26 protein-coding genes and 1 pseudogene are annotated in these 19,045 nt (G+C 64.8%); 11 read left to right on the top strand and 16 right to left on the bottom strand.

Going from position 1 to position 19,045, the window contains the following annotated elements; translation table 11 throughout:
* Positions 1-121 precede the first annotated feature (121 nt).
* Entirely contained in the window at positions 122-394 is a 273-nt protein-coding gene (locus tag DY201_RS00495) for an acylphosphatase (protein ID WP_115733500.1), read from the top strand.
* Between the two features lie 149 nt (positions 395-543).
* On the opposite strand, the gene DY201_RS00490 is transcribed toward DY201_RS00495, so the two are convergent.
* From DY201_RS00490 to DY201_RS00475, 4 genes and pseudogenes are all read right to left on the bottom strand, one after another.
* Positions 544-774 carry a DUF3297 family protein gene (locus DY201_RS00490; RefSeq protein WP_115729434.1) on the bottom strand — a complete coding sequence of 77 codons (231 nt, stop codon included), beginning with the start codon at positions 772-774 and terminating at the stop codon, positions 544-546.
* 120 nt (positions 775-894) lie between these two features.
* Positions 895-1,266: a YraN family protein gene (locus DY201_RS00485; RefSeq protein ID WP_115729432.1), complete on the bottom strand. Its 372-nt coding sequence runs from the start codon at positions 1,264-1,266 to the stop codon at positions 895-897.
* A complete protein-coding gene (rsmI, locus tag DY201_RS00480) occupies positions 1,259-2,158 on the bottom strand; it encodes a 16S rRNA (cytidine(1402)-2'-O)-methyltransferase (RefSeq protein ID WP_115729431.1) in 900 nt (299 codons plus the stop codon). The genes DY201_RS00485 and rsmI overlap by 8 nt, the downstream gene beginning before the upstream one ends.
* Before the next feature lie 216 nt (positions 2,159-2,374).
* Positions 2,375-2,808, bottom strand: a pseudogene (locus DY201_RS00475) (EamA family transporter).
* Between the two features lie 92 nt (positions 2,809-2,900).
* On the opposite strand from DY201_RS00475, the gene DY201_RS00470 reads away from it, so the two are divergent.
* Positions 2,901-3,374, top strand: coding sequence for a GNAT family N-acetyltransferase (locus DY201_RS00470; RefSeq protein ID WP_115729429.1), 474 nt, complete (start codon positions 2,901-2,903; stop codon positions 3,372-3,374).
* Positions 3,375-3,380: 6 nt separating this feature from the next.
* On the opposite strand, the gene DY201_RS00465 is transcribed toward DY201_RS00470, so the two are convergent.
* From DY201_RS00465 to rph, 5 genes are read right to left on the bottom strand one after another with little or no spacing between them, the layout of a single operon-like run.
* A complete protein-coding gene (locus DY201_RS00465) occupies positions 3,381-3,701 on the bottom strand; it encodes a low molecular weight protein tyrosine phosphatase family protein (protein WP_115729427.1) in 321 nt (106 codons plus the stop codon).
* An 11-nt stretch (positions 3,702-3,712) separates the two neighbouring features.
* Positions 3,713-4,879, bottom strand: coding sequence for a radical SAM family heme chaperone HemW (gene hemW / locus DY201_RS00460; protein ID WP_115729425.1), 1,167 nt, complete (start codon positions 4,877-4,879; stop codon positions 3,713-3,715).
* The gene (gene rdgB, locus DY201_RS00455) at positions 4,879-5,526 is read right to left on the bottom strand and encodes an RdgB/HAM1 family non-canonical purine NTP pyrophosphatase (protein ID WP_115729423.1); all 648 of its coding nucleotides are present in this window, start codon (positions 5,524-5,526) and stop codon (positions 4,879-4,881) included. Before rdgB ends, hemW begins: the two co-directional genes overlap by 1 nt.
* Entirely contained in the window at positions 5,526-5,954 is a 429-nt protein-coding gene (locus tag DY201_RS00450; protein WP_115729422.1) for a VOC family protein, read from the bottom strand. Before DY201_RS00450 ends, rdgB begins: the two co-directional genes overlap by 1 nt.
* A gap of 10 nt (positions 5,955-5,964) precedes the next feature.
* Complete coding sequence (gene rph / locus DY201_RS00445; protein ID WP_115729421.1) at positions 5,965-6,681, bottom strand: ribonuclease PH; 717 nt, start codon at positions 6,679-6,681, stop codon at positions 5,965-5,967.
* A 149-nt stretch (positions 6,682-6,830) separates the two neighbouring features.
* Between rph and hrcA the strand changes: the two genes are divergently transcribed.
* Entirely contained in the window at positions 6,831-7,901 is a 1,071-nt protein-coding gene (gene hrcA / locus DY201_RS00440) for a heat-inducible transcriptional repressor HrcA (RefSeq protein WP_115733499.1), read from the top strand.
* Between the two features lie 24 nt (positions 7,902-7,925).
* Positions 7,926-8,123, top strand: a complete 198-nt coding sequence (locus DY201_RS00435) for a hypothetical protein (RefSeq protein WP_067954561.1) — start codon at positions 7,926-7,928, stop codon at positions 8,121-8,123.
* Positions 8,124-8,136: 13 nt separating this feature from the next.
* Here the strand turns inward: DY201_RS00435 and DY201_RS00430 are convergent, their stop codons facing one another.
* From DY201_RS00430 to DY201_RS00420, 3 genes are all read right to left on the bottom strand, one after another.
* Complete coding sequence (locus DY201_RS00430) at positions 8,137-8,934, bottom strand: YiiX/YebB-like N1pC/P60 family cysteine hydrolase (protein WP_115729419.1); 798 nt, start codon at positions 8,932-8,934, stop codon at positions 8,137-8,139.
* 63 nt (positions 8,935-8,997) lie between these two features.
* The gene (locus tag DY201_RS00425) at positions 8,998-9,930 is read right to left on the bottom strand and encodes a CHAD domain-containing protein (protein ID WP_115729418.1); all 933 of its coding nucleotides are present in this window, start codon (positions 9,928-9,930) and stop codon (positions 8,998-9,000) included.
* Positions 9,927-10,403: a CYTH domain-containing protein gene (locus DY201_RS00420; protein WP_115729416.1), complete on the bottom strand. Its 477-nt coding sequence runs from the start codon at positions 10,401-10,403 to the stop codon at positions 9,927-9,929. Before DY201_RS00420 ends, DY201_RS00425 begins: the two co-directional genes overlap by 4 nt.
* Before the next feature lie 79 nt (positions 10,404-10,482).
* On the opposite strand from DY201_RS00420, the gene DY201_RS00415 reads away from it, so the two are divergent.
* The 5 genes from DY201_RS00415 to DY201_RS00395 all read left to right on the top strand — a co-directional run bounded on the left by DY201_RS00415 (position 10,483) and on the right by DY201_RS00395 (position 15,153).
* Complete coding sequence (locus DY201_RS00415; protein WP_115729415.1) at positions 10,483-11,166, top strand: DUF1956 domain-containing protein; 684 nt, start codon at positions 10,483-10,485, stop codon at positions 11,164-11,166.
* Entirely contained in the window at positions 11,163-12,119 is a 957-nt protein-coding gene (locus tag DY201_RS00410) for an HlyD family secretion protein (protein WP_115729414.1), read from the top strand. The genes DY201_RS00415 and DY201_RS00410 overlap by 4 nt, the downstream gene beginning before the upstream one ends.
* A gap of 69 nt (positions 12,120-12,188) precedes the next feature.
* Positions 12,189-13,106: an ABC transporter ATP-binding protein gene (locus DY201_RS00405; protein WP_115729412.1), complete on the top strand. Its 918-nt coding sequence runs from the start codon at positions 12,189-12,191 to the stop codon at positions 13,104-13,106.
* Positions 13,103-14,245, top strand: a complete 1,143-nt coding sequence (locus DY201_RS00400; protein ID WP_115729410.1) for an ABC transporter permease — start codon at positions 13,103-13,105, stop codon at positions 14,243-14,245. The genes DY201_RS00405 and DY201_RS00400 overlap by 4 nt, the downstream gene beginning before the upstream one ends.
* An 86-nt stretch (positions 14,246-14,331) precedes the next feature.
* A complete protein-coding gene (locus DY201_RS00395; RefSeq protein ID WP_115729408.1) occupies positions 14,332-15,153 on the top strand; it encodes a DUF2066 domain-containing protein in 822 nt (273 codons plus the stop codon).
* Positions 15,154-15,365: 212 nt separating this feature from the next.
* On the opposite strand, the gene DY201_RS00390 is transcribed toward DY201_RS00395, so the two are convergent.
* On the bottom strand, positions 15,366-15,689 hold the full coding sequence (locus DY201_RS00390; RefSeq protein ID WP_115729406.1) for a hypothetical protein: 324 nt from the start codon (positions 15,687-15,689) through the stop codon (positions 15,366-15,368).
* 177 nt (positions 15,690-15,866) lie between these two features.
* On the opposite strand from DY201_RS00390, the gene mbfA reads away from it, so the two are divergent.
* A complete protein-coding gene (gene mbfA / locus DY201_RS00385; protein WP_115729405.1) occupies positions 15,867-16,850 on the top strand; it encodes an iron exporter MbfA in 984 nt (327 codons plus the stop codon).
* A 172-nt stretch (positions 16,851-17,022) separates the two neighbouring features.
* On the opposite strand, the gene DY201_RS00380 is transcribed toward mbfA, so the two are convergent.
* The 3 genes from DY201_RS00380 to DY201_RS00370 form a co-directional block, all read right to left on the bottom strand.
* Positions 17,023-17,367, bottom strand: a complete 345-nt coding sequence (locus DY201_RS00380) for an antibiotic biosynthesis monooxygenase family protein (protein ID WP_115729403.1) — start codon at positions 17,365-17,367, stop codon at positions 17,023-17,025.
* Positions 17,364-17,750 carry an NIPSNAP family protein gene (locus tag DY201_RS00375; protein WP_115729401.1) on the bottom strand — a complete coding sequence of 129 codons (387 nt, stop codon included), beginning with the start codon at positions 17,748-17,750 and terminating at the stop codon, positions 17,364-17,366. Before DY201_RS00375 ends, DY201_RS00380 begins: the two co-directional genes overlap by 4 nt.
* Before the next feature lie 64 nt (positions 17,751-17,814).
* A complete protein-coding gene (locus tag DY201_RS00370; protein WP_115729399.1) occupies positions 17,815-18,018 on the bottom strand; it encodes a DUF1127 domain-containing protein in 204 nt (67 codons plus the stop codon).
* Between the two features lie 84 nt (positions 18,019-18,102).
* On the opposite strand from DY201_RS00370, the gene DY201_RS00365 reads away from it, so the two are divergent.
* Positions 18,103-18,783 carry an ArsR/SmtB family transcription factor gene (locus tag DY201_RS00365; RefSeq protein ID WP_115729397.1) on the top strand — a complete coding sequence of 227 codons (681 nt, stop codon included), beginning with the start codon at positions 18,103-18,105 and terminating at the stop codon, positions 18,781-18,783.
* Positions 18,784-19,045 lie beyond the last annotated feature (262 nt).

Genomic DNA, 19,045 nt, shown 5'->3' with positions numbered 1-19,045 from the left:
GCCCTTCCTCCCCTTGCGGGGAGGTACAAAGGGTGGGGGCAGTCGTAGCGAGACGCGGTGCGTTGGGATCCCCGCCCCAGACATCCCCCAAAAGGGGACTGGCTACCGCTTGGAGGCCAAGATGAACGATCGTGCCGTGCTCGTCCACATCACCGGCCGCGTCCAGGGCGTCAGCTTCCGCGCCTGGGCACAGCGCGAGGCTAGGCGTCTCGGCCTGAATGGCTGGGTTCGCAACGAGCGTGACGGATCCGTCACCGCGCTGATTTCAGGTCCGGAAGAAGCAGTCGCCTCGATGCTCGAGGCATGTTGGCAGGGGCCACCCGGCGCTCACGTCGGAAGTGTCGTGCCCGAGCCCGCCGATCCGGCAGCGGCTGGCTTCAACATCACCGGCTGACCTGACCCCACCCGCCAGGTCGAGAGCTTTCGCGCCAATGCACCGCTGGTCGCAGGGCAGCGCGTCTGTCCCGCCTGTCGAGGGGGAGAGGTGGTTCGCGCAGCGAACCGGAGTGGGTGCTTGCCGGCGGCCTTCGCCGCGCAGTTGCCTCAAGGCTTCGGAAAAGCCTCGACGGTGCCCTTGAGCTTGATGGTGATCGGCTCGCCGTAGCGATCCTTCGACTTGCCCGCCGGCACGCGGACCCAGCCTTCGCTGACGCAATACTCGCTGACGTCCTGGCGTTCTTTGCCGTTGAACAGGATGCCGACGCCCGCCTGCAGCGCCTCGGCGTTGAAAAAGGGGCTGCGCGGGTCGTTGCTCAGGCGGTCGGGCAGGGACATTGCCATCTCCAGTAACTCGGGCGCCCTCGGCGCGAACCTCGATCGCCCGCATCGCAGGCTTTGCGAGGCCTGTTAAGGGCATTGTCCGCAGGCGTAAAGGCCTAACGGATCGTACGATGCTCAGTTCCTGCCGTGGAAGGCATTCTCGACATGCACCGGCCAGCGCCGTGGCAGCACCGCCACCATGTCGAAACGTACCGACAGCTTGCCGTAGTCGGGCTGCCGCGCCAGCCACAGATCGGCGGCGCCCTCGATGCGGCGTTCGGAACCGTAGGCGACGGCGTCCATCGCCTCGATCAGCGTTTTCCGCGCCTTTACCTCGACGATCAGCACCAAGTCGCCGCGCCGGGCGATCAGGTCGATCTCGCCAAGCTTGGTCTTGTAGCGCCGGGCGACGATCCGGTAGCCCTTGAGCATCAGCGCGAGCGCGGCCAGCCATTCGCCGCGGTGGCCGCGGCTATGTGCCTTCTGCCGGGCGAGCCGCTCAGTCACCGGATCCTTCCCTGAGCTCCAGCAACCGGCGATAGAGCGCAGGCTTCGGCTGGCCGGTCATGCGTGCGGCTTCCGCCGCCGCCTTCGACGCCGGCATTTCCTTGGCTAGCGACAGCAAAAGCTTGTCGACGTCGTCGGCAGATTCGGTCCGCTCCTCGGGCGGCGCGACTGAGATGACGATCTCGCCCTTCGGCGTATCGGCCTCGGCATAGTGCGCCGAGAGTTCTGCCAGCGTGCCGGTGCGGATTTCCTCGAAGGCCTTGGTCAGTTCACGCCCGATCGCCGCCTGCCTGGCGCCGAGCACCTCGGCCATCGCTTCGAGCGTATCGGCCAGCCGGCGCGGCGATTCGAAAAAGATCAGCGTGCCGGGCACGGCCCTGACCTCTTCGAGCCGTGTCCGCTTCTGCCCGTCCTTGACCGGCAGGAAGCCGGCGAAAAAGAAGGCGTCCGAGGGCAGCCCCGAGGCGGTCAGCGCGGCCAGCACCGCCGAAGCGCCGGGGATCGGCACGACGCGGATGCCGCGCTCCTGCGCTTGCCCGACAAGGCGAAAACCCGGATCGGAGACTAAAGGCGTGCCGGCGTCCGATACCAGCGCCACGCTGCGTCCGTTCTCCAGCGCCTCGATCAGCCGTGGCCCGGCCTCGCTGGCATTGTGCTCGTGATAGGCGGTCGGCCGCTGGCGAATGCCATAGCGGTCGAGCAAGACGCGGGTGACCCGCGTGTCCTCGCAGGCGACATGATCTGCGCCGGCCAGCGTCTCAAGCGCGCGCAGCGTGATGTCGCCTAGATTGCCGATCGGAGTCGCCACCAGATAGAGCGCCGGCGTCAGCGGCCTCGCCGCGATCTCGGTCTGGCCGATGACATAGACCCGCTTGTTTTCGTTGTTCTGCACGCCGCCTCGCTTTCACCCTCTCATTGGCATGGCCGGGCCCCGCTTGCAAAAGGATGTGATCGATTCTGCCATGGCTTTGCCATAGTGCGGGAAGCAAATCGCCGCCGCGGATCGGAACATAGCGATTCGTGAACAGAGGCAATCGTACCGGCCATGCCCTATCGCTTCGACGCCTTCATCTCCCGCCTCGACGCTGCCACCAAGGCGGCACCACCCTCACGCCTTGGTGGCGACCAGCACCGCCCCCGCCGCGATCAGCGCGATGCCGAGCCAATTCGCCGTGCCAAGTCTCTCGCCAAGGAAAATGACGCCAAACACCGCGACAAGAACGACGCTTAGCTTGTCGATCGGCGCCACCTGCGCCGCATTTCCGAGCTTCAACGCGCGGAAGTAACAAAGCCAGGACGCCCCCGTGGCCAGCCCCGATAGGATCAGGAAGGCATAAGTCTTCCCCGAAATCGAATCCAGCGCCTGCGCTTGCCCGGTGGCGGCCGCGATTCCAGCCAGCACTAGCAGGATCACCACCCGATCAGCGTGGCGAAATCCGAGTTGATGTTCTCGATGCCGACCTTGGCAAAGATCGCCGTCAGTGCCGCAAAGATGGCCGAAAGCACCGCCCAGAGCTGCCAGGATGCGACTGCGGTGTTCATGTTGGCTCCTTTGTTCTGATCTCTTGGCTGCTGGATAGTTGCTTGCGCATGCTGTACCCGGCGCTTGAAGTCTTCGAAATCAGGCTGACACCATGGCGACGCACAAGACCTATTCGATCTCCGATCTTCGCGACAGGCCGGAATTTGCTGGCGACGTTGCCGTCCGCATCTGGAATGCCTGGTGGCGCCAGGACGGCCATGAACTTGCCTTCATCCGGGGACTTGTCGACGAGAATTTTGCTTCGACCGGCCTGCCGCAGGCGCTCGTCGCCCATGACCGCGACACCTTCCTCGGCACCGCCCATCTGATCGAAAGCGATCTGGAAGCGCGGCCGCAATATTCGCCATGGGTGGCCGCCGTCTGGGTCGATGAAGCCGCCAGGAAATCCGGCATCGGCGCAGCACTTGTCCAGGCCGGGGCGGAAGCAGCGTTCCTGCAGGGTTTCGACACTGCCTATCTCTGTGCCAAACCCGCCGTCTCCGCCTTCTACGAGCGGCTCGGCTGGCAGCGCATCGAGGAAGACGTCGAGGGGCTCAACGTGTTTTCGCTGAAGCGGAAGGCCTGATCGGGCTCAGCGCAGGTGCTTCGGCACCCGCTCTTCCAGCAGCGCGACCAGCGCCGGGTCCATGAAGGCGTAGTCGTCGGGAATGTCGAGGCAGACGACGCGCGCCTTGAGCGCCTTGGCGAACTTCTTCTGCAGCTTGGTGCGGTGGGTCTTTTCCATCACGAAGATGAAGTCGGCCCAGGCGACAAGTTCCGGCGTCAGCGGGTTCTCGGCGTCATGATTGGTACCAGCGGAATCGACCTCGATGTCGCGGCGGGTGGCAAACACCTGCTCGGCGGTCGGGCTGCGCAACTTGTTCTGACTGCAGACGAAGAGCACGTTCTTCACCGCAGCCTCCGCTACCGCGCCAGATCAGCGACGACGGCATCGAGCACGATCATGCCCTCCGGCGTCGCGCGCAGGCGCGAATTGCCGATCGGTGCCACCAGCCCTTCGCCCTGCAGGATCGACAGCCGCGCCGAAGACAAGGACTTGCCGGAAAGCTGCTCGTAGCGGGCGAGATCGATGCCCTCGACAAGCCTGAGGCCCATCAGCAGGAATTCGTCCGCTTCCTCGGAGCGGTTCAGCGTCTCGCCGCCAACGACGCCGTGGCCCTGCTGCTCGACCAGTTCGACCCAGCGCTCCGGCAGCTTCTCGGCGATGGTGACGATGCGCGTTCCGTCCTCCAGGAAGCGCCCATGCGCGCCGGGGCCGACGCCGACATATTCGCCGTAGCGCCAGTAGGTCAGGTTGTGCCGGCTCTCGGCGCCTGGTTTGGCGTGGTTGGAAATCTCGTAGGCCGGCAGGCCATGCGCCGCCGTCACCTCCTGCGTGATTGAATACAGCTCGGCGGCATGTTCGCCGTCCGGGATCTCGAATTTGCCGGCATTGTAGAGCTGGAAGAAGCGCGTGCCTTCCTCGATCGTCAGCTGGTACAGCGACAGATGGTCGACGGCATAGCCGATCGCCTGCTTAAGCTCCGCCGCCCAATCCTCAGGCTTCTGGCCCGGCCGGGCATAGATCAGGTCGAAGGACAGCCGCGGAAAGATCTCGCGCGCCAGGCCGATGGCATGCAGCGCCTCCTCGACATTGTGCAGCCGCCCGAGGAAGCGCAAATCCCCGTCGTTCAGCGCCTGCACCCCCAGTGACACGCGATTGACGCCGGCCGAGCGATAGCCGCGGAAGCGCTCTGCTTCCACCGACGATGGGTTCGCCTCGAGCGTGATCTCGGCGTTATCAGCGATCGTCCAGTTGGCGGCGATGGCTTCCAGTACGGCGCCCACCGTCTCCGGCCGCATCAGCGAGGGCGTACCGCCGCCGAGGAACACGCTCGTCACCTCGCGCGGCCCGGTGCGGGCGCGCATGCTTGCGAGTTCGGTGGCAAAGGCGCGGGCAAAGCGTTCCTGGTCCACCGGCTGGTGGCGGACATGGCTGTTGAAGTCGCAGTAAGGGCATTTGGCCGCGCAGAACGGCCAGTGCACATAAACGCCGAAGCCGGGGTCGCGGCTGAGCGACGCAAACGCCATCAGGCCGAACCGAGCATGGCGCGGGCGAATTTCTGGAAGGCGCGGGCCCGGTGCGACAGCGCGTCGGCCTGGCCTGGCTTCCAGCCATGCTTTTCCTCGGCGCTCATCTCGCCGAACGTCTTGTCGAAGCCTTCGGGCAGGAACACCGGGTCGTAGCCGAAACCCTTTTCGCCGCGCGGCGGCCAGACGAGATTGCCTTCGGCCTCCCCGCGGAAATATTCGGCGTGCCCATCGGGCCAGGCCAGGCAGATGACGGCGACGAAGCGGCCGGTGCGCTGCTCGGCGGCCTTGGCGCCGCGCTCCTGCAGGGCGTCCTCGGTGCGCTGCATCGCCATGGCGAAGTCGCGCGTGCCGTCCGGCTTTTCTGCCCAGTTTGCGGTGTAGACGCCGGGCGCGCCGTCGAGCGCGTCGACCACAAGGCCCGAATCGTCCGACATCGCCGGCAGGCCGGTCGCGGTCGCTGCGGCCAGCGCCTTGATGTAGGCATTTTCCTCGAAGGTGGTGCCGGTCTCGTCGGGTTCGGGCAGGCCATATTCCTTGGCAGACTTGGCGCCGATGCCGAACGGCGCCATCAGCTCGGCGAATTCGCGCAGCTTGCCGGCATTGTGGCTGGCGATCACAATTTCATTGTCGGCAAGCTTGCGCATCAAAGGCCCCATAGTTTCGGCTCGGCGATCTCAAGCGAATTGCCCGACGGATCGCGGAAATAGATGGAACGGCCGCCCCTCATGTCCTTCTCGGGGGAGGGCCATTCGAAATCGGCTTCGATGGCAATGCCTTTGCCTTCGAGCCGCGTCTTCCAAAGTTCGACTTCCTCGGCAGTCGCGGCAAAGCACAGATGCCCCTGGCCGCATGTGCCATGCGGCGGCACCGGCAGCGTGGCATCGGGCCTCGGTGGCTGTCTGGTCGCTTCCGCGTTGAACAACAGCAGCACGCCCTGGCCGCAGCGGAAGAACACATGCCGCCCCGGCACCTTGGCGATCCGTTCCAGCCCCATCACCTCGCCGTAGAACACTTCCGCGGCATCGAGGTCGGTGACGTAGAGCGCAGATTCGAGGATCGCCGAGGGCCGCATGGCGAGTGCCTCAGCCCACCGCCATCTTCTGCAGGTCGACCAGACGCGCAATGCCCTTGCGGGCGAGGCCCATCAACTGCAGGAACTCTTCTTCCGAGAACGGCGTGCCTTCGGCGGTGCCCTGGATCTCGACGATCCCGCCCTTGCCGGTCATGACGAAATTGGCGTCGGTACCGGCCGAGGAATCCTCGAGATAGTCGAGGTCGATGACCGGCTGGCCGTCATGGATGCCGCAGGAAATCGCCGCGACATGGTCCTTCAGCACCTTGTCGACGCTGACCATCTGGCGCGCTTCCATCCAGCGCAGGCAGTCATAGAGCGCGATCCAGGCACCGGTGATCGAGGCCGTGCGGGTGCCGCCATCGGCCTGGATCACGTCGCAGTCGACGGTGATCTGGCGCTCGCCGAGCGCGCCCATGTCGACGACGGCGCGCAGGCTGCGGCCGATCAGGCGCTGGATTTCCAGCGTGCGGCCGCCCTGCTTGCCGGAAGAAGCCTCGCGGCGCATGCGTTCGCCGGTCGAGCGCGGCAGCATGCCATATTCAGCCGTCACCCAGCCCTTGCCGGTGTTGCGCATCCAGCCCGGCACCTTTTCTTCCAGGCTCGCCGCGCACAAGACATGGGTGTCGCCGAACTTGACCAGGCACGAACCTTCGGCGTGCTTGGAGATGTTGCGCTCGAAGGAGATGGCGCGCATTTCGTCGAACTGGCGTTTGGAGGGGCGCATACGGCTACTTTCTATGGCGAAATCGGAAATTGTTGCCGGCTTGTAGCTCCATGGCAGGACCAGCGCAAAGGAAAACCGGTTCCGCCGCTGGAGCTGTTGTGTTCGCGGCCATGCGGTCTATATCATTTTGGACGGAGACCATGAAGCAGATGACCAAAGCGGTACCCGATCCCACGCTGCAATCGCTCGACATGCGGTCGCGTGACATTTTCCGACGCATCGTCGATTCCTATCTCAGGGATGGCGAGCCCGTTGGCTCGCGCAATCTGTCGCGCATGCTGCCGTCATCGCTGTCGCCGGCCACGGTGCGCAACGTCATGAGCGACCTCGAACATCTCGGTCTCGTCTATGCGCCGCACATCTCAGCCGGCCGCCTGCCGACGCAGAAGGGGCTGCGCTTCTTCGTTGATGCCTTCATGGAATTGGGCGATCTGTCCGACGACGAGCGCCGCGTCATCGAGGCCCAGGTCAAGGCTTCGGGCGAGGGCGCCACGCTCGAGCACATGCTGACCGAGGCGAGCCAGATGCTGTCGGGCATGTCGCGCGGCGCCGGCCTCGTGCTCGCAGCCAAGAACGAGGTCGCGCTCAAGCACATCGAGTTCATCCAGCTCGAACCGACAAAGGCGCTTGCCGTGCTGGTGTCGCAGAATGGCGACGTCGAAAACCGCGTGGTCGAGCTGCCGCTCGGTGTCACCGTCTCGCAATTGCACGAGGCTTCCAACTTCCTCAACGCCCATATCCGTGGCCGCACGCTGGCCGAAGCCCGGCTCGAGATCGCCCGTATCAAGGACGAGACCAAGGCAGCGCTAGACACGCTGTCGCAGGATCTCGTCGAAAAGGGGCTCGCCGTGTGGGCCGGCGCCGAGAGCGGCCTGCCGGCGCGCCTCATCGTGCGCGGCCGCGCCAATTTGCTCGAAAACGTCACCGCCCAGGCCGACATCGAGCTGCTCAAGCACCTGTTCGAGGACATGGAAACCCAGGACGGGCTGATCCAGTTGCTCGACCTCGCTGAGGAAGGCTCGGGCGTGCGCATCTTCATCGGCTCGGAGAACCGGCTGTTTTCGCTGTCCGGTTCGTCGCTCGTCGTCGCGCCTTATCGCGACAAAGACGCGCGCGTCGTCGGTGCGCTCGGCGTCATCGGCCCGACCCGGCTCAACTATGCCCGTATCGTGCCGATGGTCGACTATACGGCGCAACTGATTTCGCGCATGCTGAGGTGAGCTGAAACCACGGAGGATCAGACCATGGCGCTCGAACAGATCAAGGCCCAGATAGCGGTCCTCCTCCAGGAAATGGTCAACCAGCCGGAGGATTCCCACGAATTGCAGGAGCAGCTGCGCGAGAAGCTGAGCGAGCTGCGCGCGCAGGGCCTGCCGCTGCCCAAGGATCTCGTCGACCTGGAAAAGCGTCTCGACGACGACTTCTCCGAACAGGAAGAGTGAGCAGACGGGGCAATCACGCCTTGTTGCCAGCCTTGTCTTGCTCACCCCAAGTCACTTGCCTGTAGTCGAAGCCGTATTCCAGCGTCGGTTTGACGATGCGGAAATAGGGCGACAGGTCGAAGTCGCGCGGCGTGTACAGCGAGTGATGGCGGATGTGCATGATCTCCTGGCGCATGTAAGTCGACTGCGCCGAGGCGCGGCCGGGGGCGCGGGTGATCTCGGGAAGGATCGGGTAGCGGATCTCACCATAGGCCTGCGCGATCATCGTCGAGCAGATGGCCCGCGTCGGGTCGCCCGAACCGAAGGCCAGCATGCGGCGACGCCAGCGCACCGGCACCGGCGGCCGCGGAACGAAGTAGCGCAGCATGTCGGTGATGTTCTTGAGGTCGTATTTCAGGCCGAGTCTCTGCACCATGAACCTGACGACGTGGTCGCGATCCTCGGGTGAGAGGCCGTTGGCACGGCAGATGCGGGTGTTGTAGGTGCGGTATTTCGACAGCGGCACGGCCACGCAGCCTTCGCCGAGATTGACCTCGATCAACCGCGGTCGCTCCGATCCGTCCGTCGGCTCCGGCAGCGCGTCGCCGATATAGAGTGCCGAATGCGACCAGGTCGACTGCGTCAGATACTTGATGACGGCCGAAATGCGCTGGTTGCCTTCGATCAGCAGGATGTCGCCGGGTTCCAGCGTCCGGCGCAGCGTGTCGGGGTCCGACGGCGTGTAGGGCTCGTAACCAGAGGATTCGACCTGCAGCCGGGATGCAAGCCAGCGGCCGAGACGGTCGAGCAGGGTGTCGGTCTTTTGCGTCATGACGCACAGGACGTACCATGAGCCGGGCCGGCGATGCCAGCGGGGCAAATGCCGGACTGACAGCTAGTCGGCTTCGGTATCCGCCATGGTTCCGCCGAGGTCGTCGCGGGCTTTCTTGGCCAGCCTCCGCACCGTACGCTTCGGCTTGTCCTCGAACAGTTCGGCGGCGTCCGCGAGGCACAGCTTGCGCAGCGCCTTTTCCGCGCGCTTGAGCAGCCTGACCAGATGTTTTGGCTCCGGACCGTCGAACGGTGCTTCGCCGGCCTCGATCAGTGCGCGCATGACGAACACGTCATGCAACTCACCCAGGCTTTCGCCGAGCGCCTCGACACGTTCGCGGCGCGGCTTGACCGGCGAGGGCCACAGTTTCCGCAGCAGGGATAAATGCGCGGCATGCCGCTTCACTGCCTTGCGCAGGTCATGGAAATCATCGGCTGCGCCGCGCTCGCGCGATTGCTGCAGCGCCTTGCGCGCCCGCCTGAGCGTCGCCAGCGCTCCGTCTGCCAAAACGTCGGCGGCATTCTCCGGCAGGTCGGGCAGGCTGAGTGTCTGCAGTGCCGCAAAACCTGCCTGGCATTCGGCGATTGCCGTGTCGAGCAATGCGTCCAGCCCGGCTTCGGTGTGGGCGGCTTGGGCGCGATGGCGCACCAGCATGGTGCGGATCGTGGCCAGGCCGGCATGGGCGGCGTTCTCGGCGAAATCCTCGGCCAACCGGTCGATGGTTTCGATCAGTGCAGTGGCCTGGCGTGGGCCGGCAATCGACGCCGAAATGGCGCGGTAACGGTCGTTCTCCGTGCGGCAGAAGGCCTCGTCGCCCGGCCAGACGAGATGCAGCAGCGCGCGCAGCGCCTTGAGTCGCCTGCGGGCTCTGTGCAGCCCCTTGTCGGGATTGTCGCGGGCGGCGTTGAGATGGGCGGCGATCTTCTCGATCTCTTCGCCGGCGATACGGCGGACCTCGCCGGTAAGCGCCAGACGCGGATCGATGCGAAAGCTCATGCAACGGCCTCCGGAACGTCGTCGCCATGGGCAAGCGACGCGTTGTAGTAGCGCGGATCGCCGGTCACCTCGCGGCCGATCCAAGCCGGCAGTTCGGATGCCGGAACATCCTCCGGCGTCTCAAGTTCAGCGATGATCAGCCCCCTCAGTTCGCCGCCGAAAACGTCGATCTCATAGAGACGGCCACGATGGCTAACATGGTGGCGTGTCTTCTCGATGACACGGCCGATGGCGAAAACCATCATCTCCTCGGCTTCGGCGAGGGGTACCTGGTACTCGAATTCGTCGCGCACACGCCCCCTGGAGCCGAACTTCAGCGTCAGCGTCGCAACCTCGCCGTCGGAGATGCGCAGCCGCACCGAGCGGCCCGTATTCGATGCGAGATAGAACTGCCGGATGCGGATACTGCCTTCGACAAGGCTCCGCCACTCCTGTCCGTTCACCAGGAACTTACGTTCGACTTCCTTGGCCATGGCGCCAATAAAGCGCGGCCCGGCAGCCCGCGCAAGATTTCATTTGACTTTAATCAATCGATTGATTAAATCTTTAGCCATGAACAAGACACAGACCCCACAAAATGCCTCCGCAGCCGACGCCACCCGCATGGCGCTGGTGATGGCTGCGCTGAAACTGTTCGGCCGCCAGGGCTTCGACGGCACCTCCACTCGTGAGATTGCCACCGCCGCCAACGCCAATATCGGCTCCATCGCCTACCATTTCGGCGGCAAGGAAGGCCTGAGGCTGGCCGCCGCCGACCATGTTGTAGCGACCATCCAGGCGATCGCCAGCCAGGCGCTTGGCAATGCCGGACTGGCCCTGCCGCAGGCGGTCACGCCCGCAGAGGCCGAAGCCCAGATCGATGCTGCGGTGGAGCGCATGGTCGGCTTCATGGTCGCCCGCCCCGAGGCTGGCGAGATCGTCCAGTTCGTGCTGCGCGAGTTGTCGACGCCGACGGATGCGCTCGACCGTATCTACACCGGCGTCTTCGAGCCGGTGCATCGCAGGCTGTGCCAGCTCTGGGCCGCCGCCACCGGCGAGGAGGCCGACAGCGAGCGCGTCAGGATCAGCGTTTTCATGATGATCGGCCAGGTCGTCTACTTCCGCATCGCCCGCGCCGCCGTGCTGCGCCGGATGGGATGGGCCGACATCGGCCCCGCCGAGGTCGGCCAGGTCATCGGCATCGCCAAAGAAAACGTCGCGGCCATCATCGCCGCGCGAAAGGCAGGAAAGCCATGAGTGTTCTGTGTTCCATCCCCTTTGCCGCACAGCTGTTTTCGGCCTGCGCCGGCCCGGCGCCTCTGGCCGTTGGCTATGTCGAGGGCGACTATGTCCAGCTCGCACCCATCGAGGTCGCCCAGGTTGAAACTGTTTCTGTCCGCCGCGGCGACCGCGTCGAGGCAGGCAAGCCCGTCGTCACGCTGGAAAGCGGCGATGCCAGGATCGCGGTGACCCAGGCCGAGGCAGCCCTTGCCCAGGCAGAGGCACAGCTCGCCGACCTCAAGATCGGCAAGCGTCCCGACGAGATCGCCGCCCTCGAGGCAGCCGTGCGCTCCAGCCAGGCCCAGGCCGACGATGCCCAGCGCAGCCTGACCCGCACCCAGGATCTCGCCCGACGTTCGATTGCCACCCAGGCCCAGCTCGACGACGCGACGACCAAGCTCGAGGTCGCCCAAGCGGCCTTTGGCCAGGCCACCGCCAATCTCGCCGTCGGCCGCCTGCCGGCCCGCAGCGAGGTGATCAAGGCCGCCGAAAAGCAGGTCGAGCAAGCCCGCTCGGCGCTCGGCCAGGCCGAGTGGCGCCTGTCCAAGCGCACGCTGACCGCACCCGCCGCCGGCCGCATCGACGATGTCATCCGCAACGCGGGCGACACCGCCGGCCCGTCATCGCCGGTGCTGTCGGTGTTGCCCGACGGTGCGGTCAAGCTGACTCTATTCATCCCGGAAAGCGCGTTTTCGTCCGTCCATGTCGGCACCCGGCTCGCCGTGCGCTGCGACGGCTGCGCCGACGGGCTCACCGCCAAGGTCAGCTATGTCTCGCCCGATCCTGAATTCACCCCGCCGGTGATCTACTCGCTCGAGAACCGGCAGAAGCTCGTCTATCTCGTCGAGGCCCGCCCCGAAGATGCCAGCTCGGCGCTGCAGCCGGGCCAGATCGTCGATGTGGCACTGGAGAAGGGAGCAGGGGAGTAAGGCAGTGGGGCAGGCCGGCGCGTTGCGGCCCTATTGCCCTATTCACTTACCGCCTTGCCTACGGCACCCATGAACGCCATCGAAGTCACCAACCTCGTCAAGCGCTTCGGCGACAAGACCGTCGTCGACCATGTCACCATGACCGTCGCCGAAGGCGAGATCGTCGGTTTCCTCGGGCCCAACGGCTCGGGCAAGACAACCACTATCCGCATCATGTGCGGCCTGCTGACGCCCGACGAGGGCGAGGGCCAGGTGCTGGGCTACGACCTGCGCACCGACAGCCTCAAGATCAAGCGCGAAGTCGGCTATATGACGCAGAAGTTCTCGTTCTACGAGGACCTGACGATCGGCGAGAACCTCGAATTCGTTGCCCGGCTCTACAAGCTCAGACCTGTCGAGGAGCATGTCGCCCGAACCCTCGAAGAGCTCGGTCTGACCACGCGCCGTAACCAGCTTGCCGGCACGCTGTCAGGGGGCTGGAAGCAGCGCCTGGCACTGGCCGCCTGTATCATGCACAAGCCGAAGCTGCTTCTGCTCGACGAACCCACCGCCGGCGTCGACCCCAAGGCCCGGCGGGAGTTCTGGGACGAGATCCACCGCCTGGCGCGGGGCGGGCTCACCGTGCTCGTCTCCACCCACTACATGGACGAGGCTGAACGTTGCCACCGCATCAGTTACATCTCCTATGGCAAGATGCTGGCGTCGGGCACCGTCGAGGACGTCGTGCGCAATGCCGGGCTGACCACTTTCGTCGTCTCGGGCCCGCGGCTCGACCAGATCGCCTCCGCGCTTGAAGGCCGGCCCGGCGTCGAGCAGGTCGCCCCCTTCGGCGCCACGCTTCATGTCGTCGGCTCCGACAGGCAGAAACTCGAGGCAGCCCTTGCCGATATCGGCAGCCGCGAAGGCGTGACCGTCGCGCCGGGCGAAACCAGCCTTGAGGACGTCTTCATCCAGTTCATGGCCGCTTCCAGGGACAATATGTCATGACCGCCAACGGCTTCTTTTCCTTTGCGCGGCTCGGTGCGCTGCTTACCAAGGAATTCATCCAGATGCGGCGTGACCGCATCACCTTTGCCATGATGCTCGGCGTGCCGCTGATGCAGCTGGTATTGTTCGGCTTCGCCATCAACAGCGACCCCAAGGGCCTGCCAGCGGCACTGGTCGCCACCAGCAACGACCAGTACACGCGGGCCATGGTCTCGGCCCTGCAGAACACCAACTACTACCGCTTCGACCACATCGCCGAAACGGCTGCCGAGGCCGAGCAGCTGATGGCCAGCGGCGAGGTTGCGTTCGTCGTCACCATCCCCGCCGATTTCGGCCGCCGGGTGGCGGCCGGCGACGCGCCGCAGATCCTGATCGAGGCCGACGCCACCGATCCCTCGGCCTCCAGTGGTGCCGTGTCGACGCTGGGCACGGTGGCCAACCAGGCGCTGCTCAGGGCAAAGGGCATGGAAGCGGCTTCCGCCGAGACCGCCAAGGGGCAGCTCGAGGTCGTCGTCCATCGCCGCTACAATCCCGAAGGCATCTCGCAATACAACATCGTGCCCGGCCTGCTCGGCGTCATCCTGCAGATGACGATGGTGATGATGACCTCGATGGCGCTGACCCGCGAAACCGAACGTGGCACGATGGAAAATCTGCTCGCCATGCCGGCAAGCCCGGCCGAGATCATGCTTGGCAAGGTTTTGCCCTATCTCGTCGTAGGAGCAGTTCAGGTGACGGTCGTTCTGGTCGCCTCGAAGCTGTTGTTTGCGATCCCCTTCATCGGCTCGCTGTCGCTGCTTTTGTCGGCGATCCTGGTCTTCGTGCTGGCGTTGGTGCTGCTCGGCTACACCATCTCGACGATTGCCCGAACCCAGATGCAGGCGATGCAGCTGACCTTCTTTTTCTTCCTGCCGTCGATCCTGCTGTCAGGCTTTATGTTCCCCTATCGCGGCATGCCCGGCTGGGCCCAGGCGCTGGGCGAAATCCTGCCGCTGACGCATTTCCTGCGCATCATCCGCGCCGTCATGCTCAAGGGTGCCGAATTCCCGGCGATCGCTGCGGAAGTTGGCATTCTCGGCCTGTTCGTCGCTGGCTTTGCCGGCCTCGCGCTGTTCCGCTTCCGCCGTACGCTGGACTGAAAAGGTCTTGCAGCTGCCTGCGGCATGAGTTTTTGCGCCGCCCATGGCTCTGCTAGGCTGCCTGCTCCCGGCGGAAGGTGCGGCACATGCTTCGCGGCGGACTGCGCAACGCGCAAACAGCGCTCCTGCTGCTCATCGTTGGCCTCGGCCAAGCGAGGGCGGACGACCTCTATACCGTTGGTACGATCACCAGCGGCACCGCGCCCGAGCGCCGCGACATCGGTTTTGCCAATTGCCTGCGCGATGTTGTGGTCCGGGTCACCGGCGACAGCAGGCTGCTGAATGAGCAGCGCCTTGCCGAACAGGCCGCGCATGCCGGCGAGCTGATCGCCAGCTACGCCTTCCGCGATCGCATGAGTGGTACGCCGATCCATGACGAGCAGGGCAGCTACGACCGTCCGCACGACCTGACCTGCGTCTTCGACCGCGCAAAACTTGACGCCTTCCTGAAGTTGTTCGACCACAAACCTTGGCTCACGCGTCCAAAACTTGTCGCTGTCATCGGCATCCGCGACATGAAGGGTCGTGCCAGCATGCTTGCCAGCGACAGCCTTGGCCTGCGCGACGACGATATGCGTTCAGCGCTGATCAGCGCTGCCGACAAGCTGGCATTGCCGCTTCTGCTGCCGTCGCAACGGCAGTTGGTGTTGGCGGGCCTCAGCGCTCCGGTATTGGCAAAGGCCGGCCCGGCGCGCATCGGCACTCTGGCTCGAATGGCCGGCGGCGAGAGGGCGCTTGTCGGTACCATCGTCTGGAACAACAAGCCTGCCGGCTGGGTCGCCGAATGGCGCATCGCCGACGCGCCGCCCGCCATGCGCTGGGGCATTTCAGGCGTCGGCTTCGACGACGCCTTCCGCAATGGAGTTTCTGGTTCTGCGCAGGTTCTGTCGGGGCATGAGATGCCGTAGTGGCCGCCTTGTAGAGGCGACGCGCTCAGGGCCTGCGAGGGATTGGCGATTCCTCTGCCTCACGAAGTGAGGGAGAGGTGGGCGCGTAGTGGCCGCAGAGGGGGCGCTTGGCGAAGAAGAGACTTGGCCCTCCGGCCCTCCGCTATGGCTCCGGGCGTTCGTCGTTAGAAAAGCCAAATCGTTGGCTTTTCTTGGCCTGCGGCCAACACTCCTCACCCCATCAGCGACCGCACGCGTTTCTCACCGCCTGCCTTTCGCCATGCGTTGAAGCGGTGGGTCGCGGCCGCGAACGAGATCTTCATCGCCTGGGCCACCGAGTAGCGCGACTTGCCTTCGTCGAACAGACGGTAGCAGCATTCGACGCCATCGGGCGTCAGCTTGCCGTCGCAGGTCTTGTTGTGCGGGTTGGCCGGGTCGAACTGTTCCGGCTGCGCTTGGAGCATGCCCTTGAGGCGGGCGAGGTCTGCTTCGATGCTGGCGATCAGCTCGAGCACGGGCTTGGGGTCGATGTGATGCGCGTGCTGCTTGGCCGCCATTGTGCATTCCCGTTATCAGGTGAGATTAGGCTATATAACCATAGATTTCCCTATAACAAGGGAGGTCGCCGCAGCTTCTTTGGCATGCGGCAAATAGATCCGCCAGGTGCCCATGCGCATTGACCGGCCAGCGCCGAATGCCTAGTTTAGAATTATTCTAAACTGGAAGATTCGCAGATGTTGTCCCGTGTTTTCGGCTTCGGCCGCCGCGCATTCGATTCCTTGTCCGAGCAGGAGATCCTGGCTCTAGCCATTTCATCGGAGGAGGATGACGGCCGTATCTATCGCGCTTATGCCGACGGTTTGCGCGACGAGTTTCCGCAATCGGCCAAGGTCTTCGAGGACATGGCCGAGGAGGAGGATGGCCATCGTGACCAGCTCATCGAGCAGCACCGCAAGCGCTTTGGCGAACGCATCCCGCTGATCCGGCGCGAGCATGTGCGCGGCTATTACGAGCGCAAGCCTGACTGGCTGGTGCGGCCGCTCGGCATCGCCAAGGTGCGCGAGCAGGCCGAGGAGATGGAGCGGCAGGCCTATCGTTTCTATGTCGAGGCGTCCAAGCGCACCGGTGATGCGACCACCCGCAAGCTGCTCGACGATCTCGCGCTCGCCGAACAGAGCCATGAATCGCTTGCCCAGAAGCTTGAGCAGAAGCACGTGCCCGAGCATGTCAGCGAAAAGGAGACGCTTGTCGAGCGCCGCCAGTTCATCCTGACCTATGTTCAGCCGGGCCTTGCCGGGCTGATGGACGGCTCGGTGTCGACGCTGGCGCCGATCTTTGCCGCCGCCTTCGCAACCCACGACACCTGGCAGACCTTTCTCGTCGGCCTCGCCGCCTCGATCGGCGCCGGCATCTCGATGGGCTTCACCGAGGTCGCCTCCGACGACGGCAAGCTGTCGGGCCGCGGCTCGCCGATCAAGCGCGGCATCACCACCGGCCTGATGACCACGCTCGGCGGCCTCGGCCATGCGCTGCCCTACCTGATCCCGCATTTCTGGACGGCGACGATGGTTGCGGCGGTCGTTGTGTTCTTCGAGCTCTGGATCATCGCCTACATCCAGAACCGCTACATGGAGACCCCCTTCCTCCGCGCCGCCTTCCAGGTGGTCCTCGGCGGCGCGCTGGTCTTTGCTGCAGGCGTGCTGATCGGCAACGCGTAAAGGGCGCGGCCGGCACCCCCTCTCTGAGGCCGGCCTGCATTCGTCGGTCAGCAATGTGGCAAAGCTATCGGTCAAACATCGCAGGACGAGAGGCCGTCGAGGACGCGACTAATCCCTCCTTGGGGGGGGAGTTGCCCGGCAGGGCAGAGCGGTGGCACGAAGGATCGCAGCCTCACCCATGCACCTCCCGACTATCCCCCGGCGCCTCCGCCCGCTCGGCCAGTCCATAGTCCCGCACGACATGGGCGATGCGCAGCCGATATGTGGAAAACACCCCGCTGCGCCCGGCTATCTGTGCCTGCCTGTGCTCCTCGGTGTTGCGCCACGCCTTCACCGCTTCCTCGTCGCGCCAGAACGACAGCGACAAAAGCCGCTTCGGATCGCCCAGGCTCTGGAACCGCTCGATCGAAAGGAAGCCGTCGATGCTCTGGAGCAGCGGACGCAGGTCGGCGGCAATGCCGAGATAGGCGTCGCGCCGGCCCTCCGCCGGCTCGACCTCGAAGATGACGGCGATCATGGCTGCACGCTTTCCTGTTGCATGATTCCTGTCCGCAACGCCTGCAACTTTTCGGGATCATGCAGGGCCGCATGCGGCCCCGATGCCTGCTTCAGGAAGATGCGGTCCTCTTTGAGGATGAACTTCTCCCGCCGGGCGAACTCGTAGTTCTCGCGGCCCATCGGGTCGGCGGCGAGCCGCGCCCGATAGGCTTCGTATGCGGCCAGGCTTTCGATGTTGTAGACGCCATAGGCGGTCGTCGCCGAGCCCTCATGCGGGGCGAAGTAGCCGACGAGGTCGGCACCGCAGCGCGGGATCGCCTGGCCCCAGTTGCGGGCATACGCCTCGAAAGCCGCCTTGCCGAACGGGTCGATCTGGTAGCGGATGAAGCAGGTGATGGTCATCTTGGTCTCCGGAAATGTTGGCAATAGTTCGGCCGGCGTCGAAGCATCCGGCCAAGGTGGCGTGCTAGCGCCAGAAGGGTTTTGCAATTTCACGCTCGGCCTCGCGGCGACAGACGCCGATGTCATCGAGCTGTTCGTCGGTCAGTTCGGAAAGGTCGAGCCGTTGCAGATGCCTGTCGTAGCCGCGGGATAGGCATGCCAGCACCCGGCCGAACACACCCAGCGGCAGGCGTCTCGGGGCGGTGGCAAATTCGCTTTTCGTCGTCATGCTCACTCCTCTGTCTGGTCGGAGAATACGCATTGCCTGACGAGAACGCTTCGACTACCATCGAACTATGGAGGTAGTTACGCCATGAAGGAAGGTCCTGATATCGCCCGCATCGCCAGCCTTGTCGGCGACCCGGCGCGCGCCAACATGCTGACCGCGCTGATGAATGGCGGCGCGCTGACAGCCAGCGAGCTGGCGCTCGAAGCCGGCGTTTCGCTGCCGACGGCCAGTTCGCATCTCGCCAAGCTGATGGACGGCAAGCTGCTGACGGTGGCGAACCAGGGCAGGCATCGCTACTACGCGTTGTCAGGCGCCGACGTCGCCAGCATGATCGAGGCGATCAGCGGCGTCGCCGCCCATTCCGGGCCCAAGCGTGCGCGTCCGGGCCCGCGTGACAAGTCGATGCGCGAAGCCCGCGTCTGCTACGACCATCTCGCCGGCGACCATGCGGTGGCGATGTTCGACCGCCTCATTGCCCAAGAGATCATCCTCCGCGACGACGAGGAGATCCGGCTCGGGCCGGCGGGCCAGGGCTTCTTCGCCGCCATCGGCATCGATACGTCGACGCTCGGTGCCTCGCGCCGGCCGATGTGCCGCGCCTGTCTCGACTGGAGCGTCAGGCGTTCGCATCTGGCGGGATCGCTGGGCACCGCCATCCTCGACAAGATCCTCGCCGAGAAATGGGCGCGCCGCCCCACAGGCAGCCGCGTCGTCGAATTCACCCCGCCGGGGCGCCAGGCTTTCGAGAAGCTGTTCCTCGCCTGACGCCCGATCCGTCGCAGTCACGCCGCTGACAGCCTCTGCCGATGTAACCGCGCTGCGAAACCTGTGGATAGTTTCGCGGCAATCGGCCGTTACATCGGTGGCGCAAAAGACACATCTTAACCAATGCTCCCCCATCCGGCCTAAATGCCTAGAAAAAAACACTATTCAGCCCTGATCGGGCGCATTTTCACACGAAGATTAACATCGCGTTCACCGAAGATTCACACCCGCCGGCTATGATCGCTTTCACGTTCGGGACGAG

The organism is Aminobacter aminovorans (assembly GCF_900445235.1).
Classification (GTDB): Bacteria; Pseudomonadota; Alphaproteobacteria; order Rhizobiales; family Rhizobiaceae; genus Aminobacter; species Aminobacter aminovorans.
The sequence above is the reverse complement of the archived record's forward strand: the minus strand, read 5'-3'. Positions and strand labels throughout refer to the sequence as shown.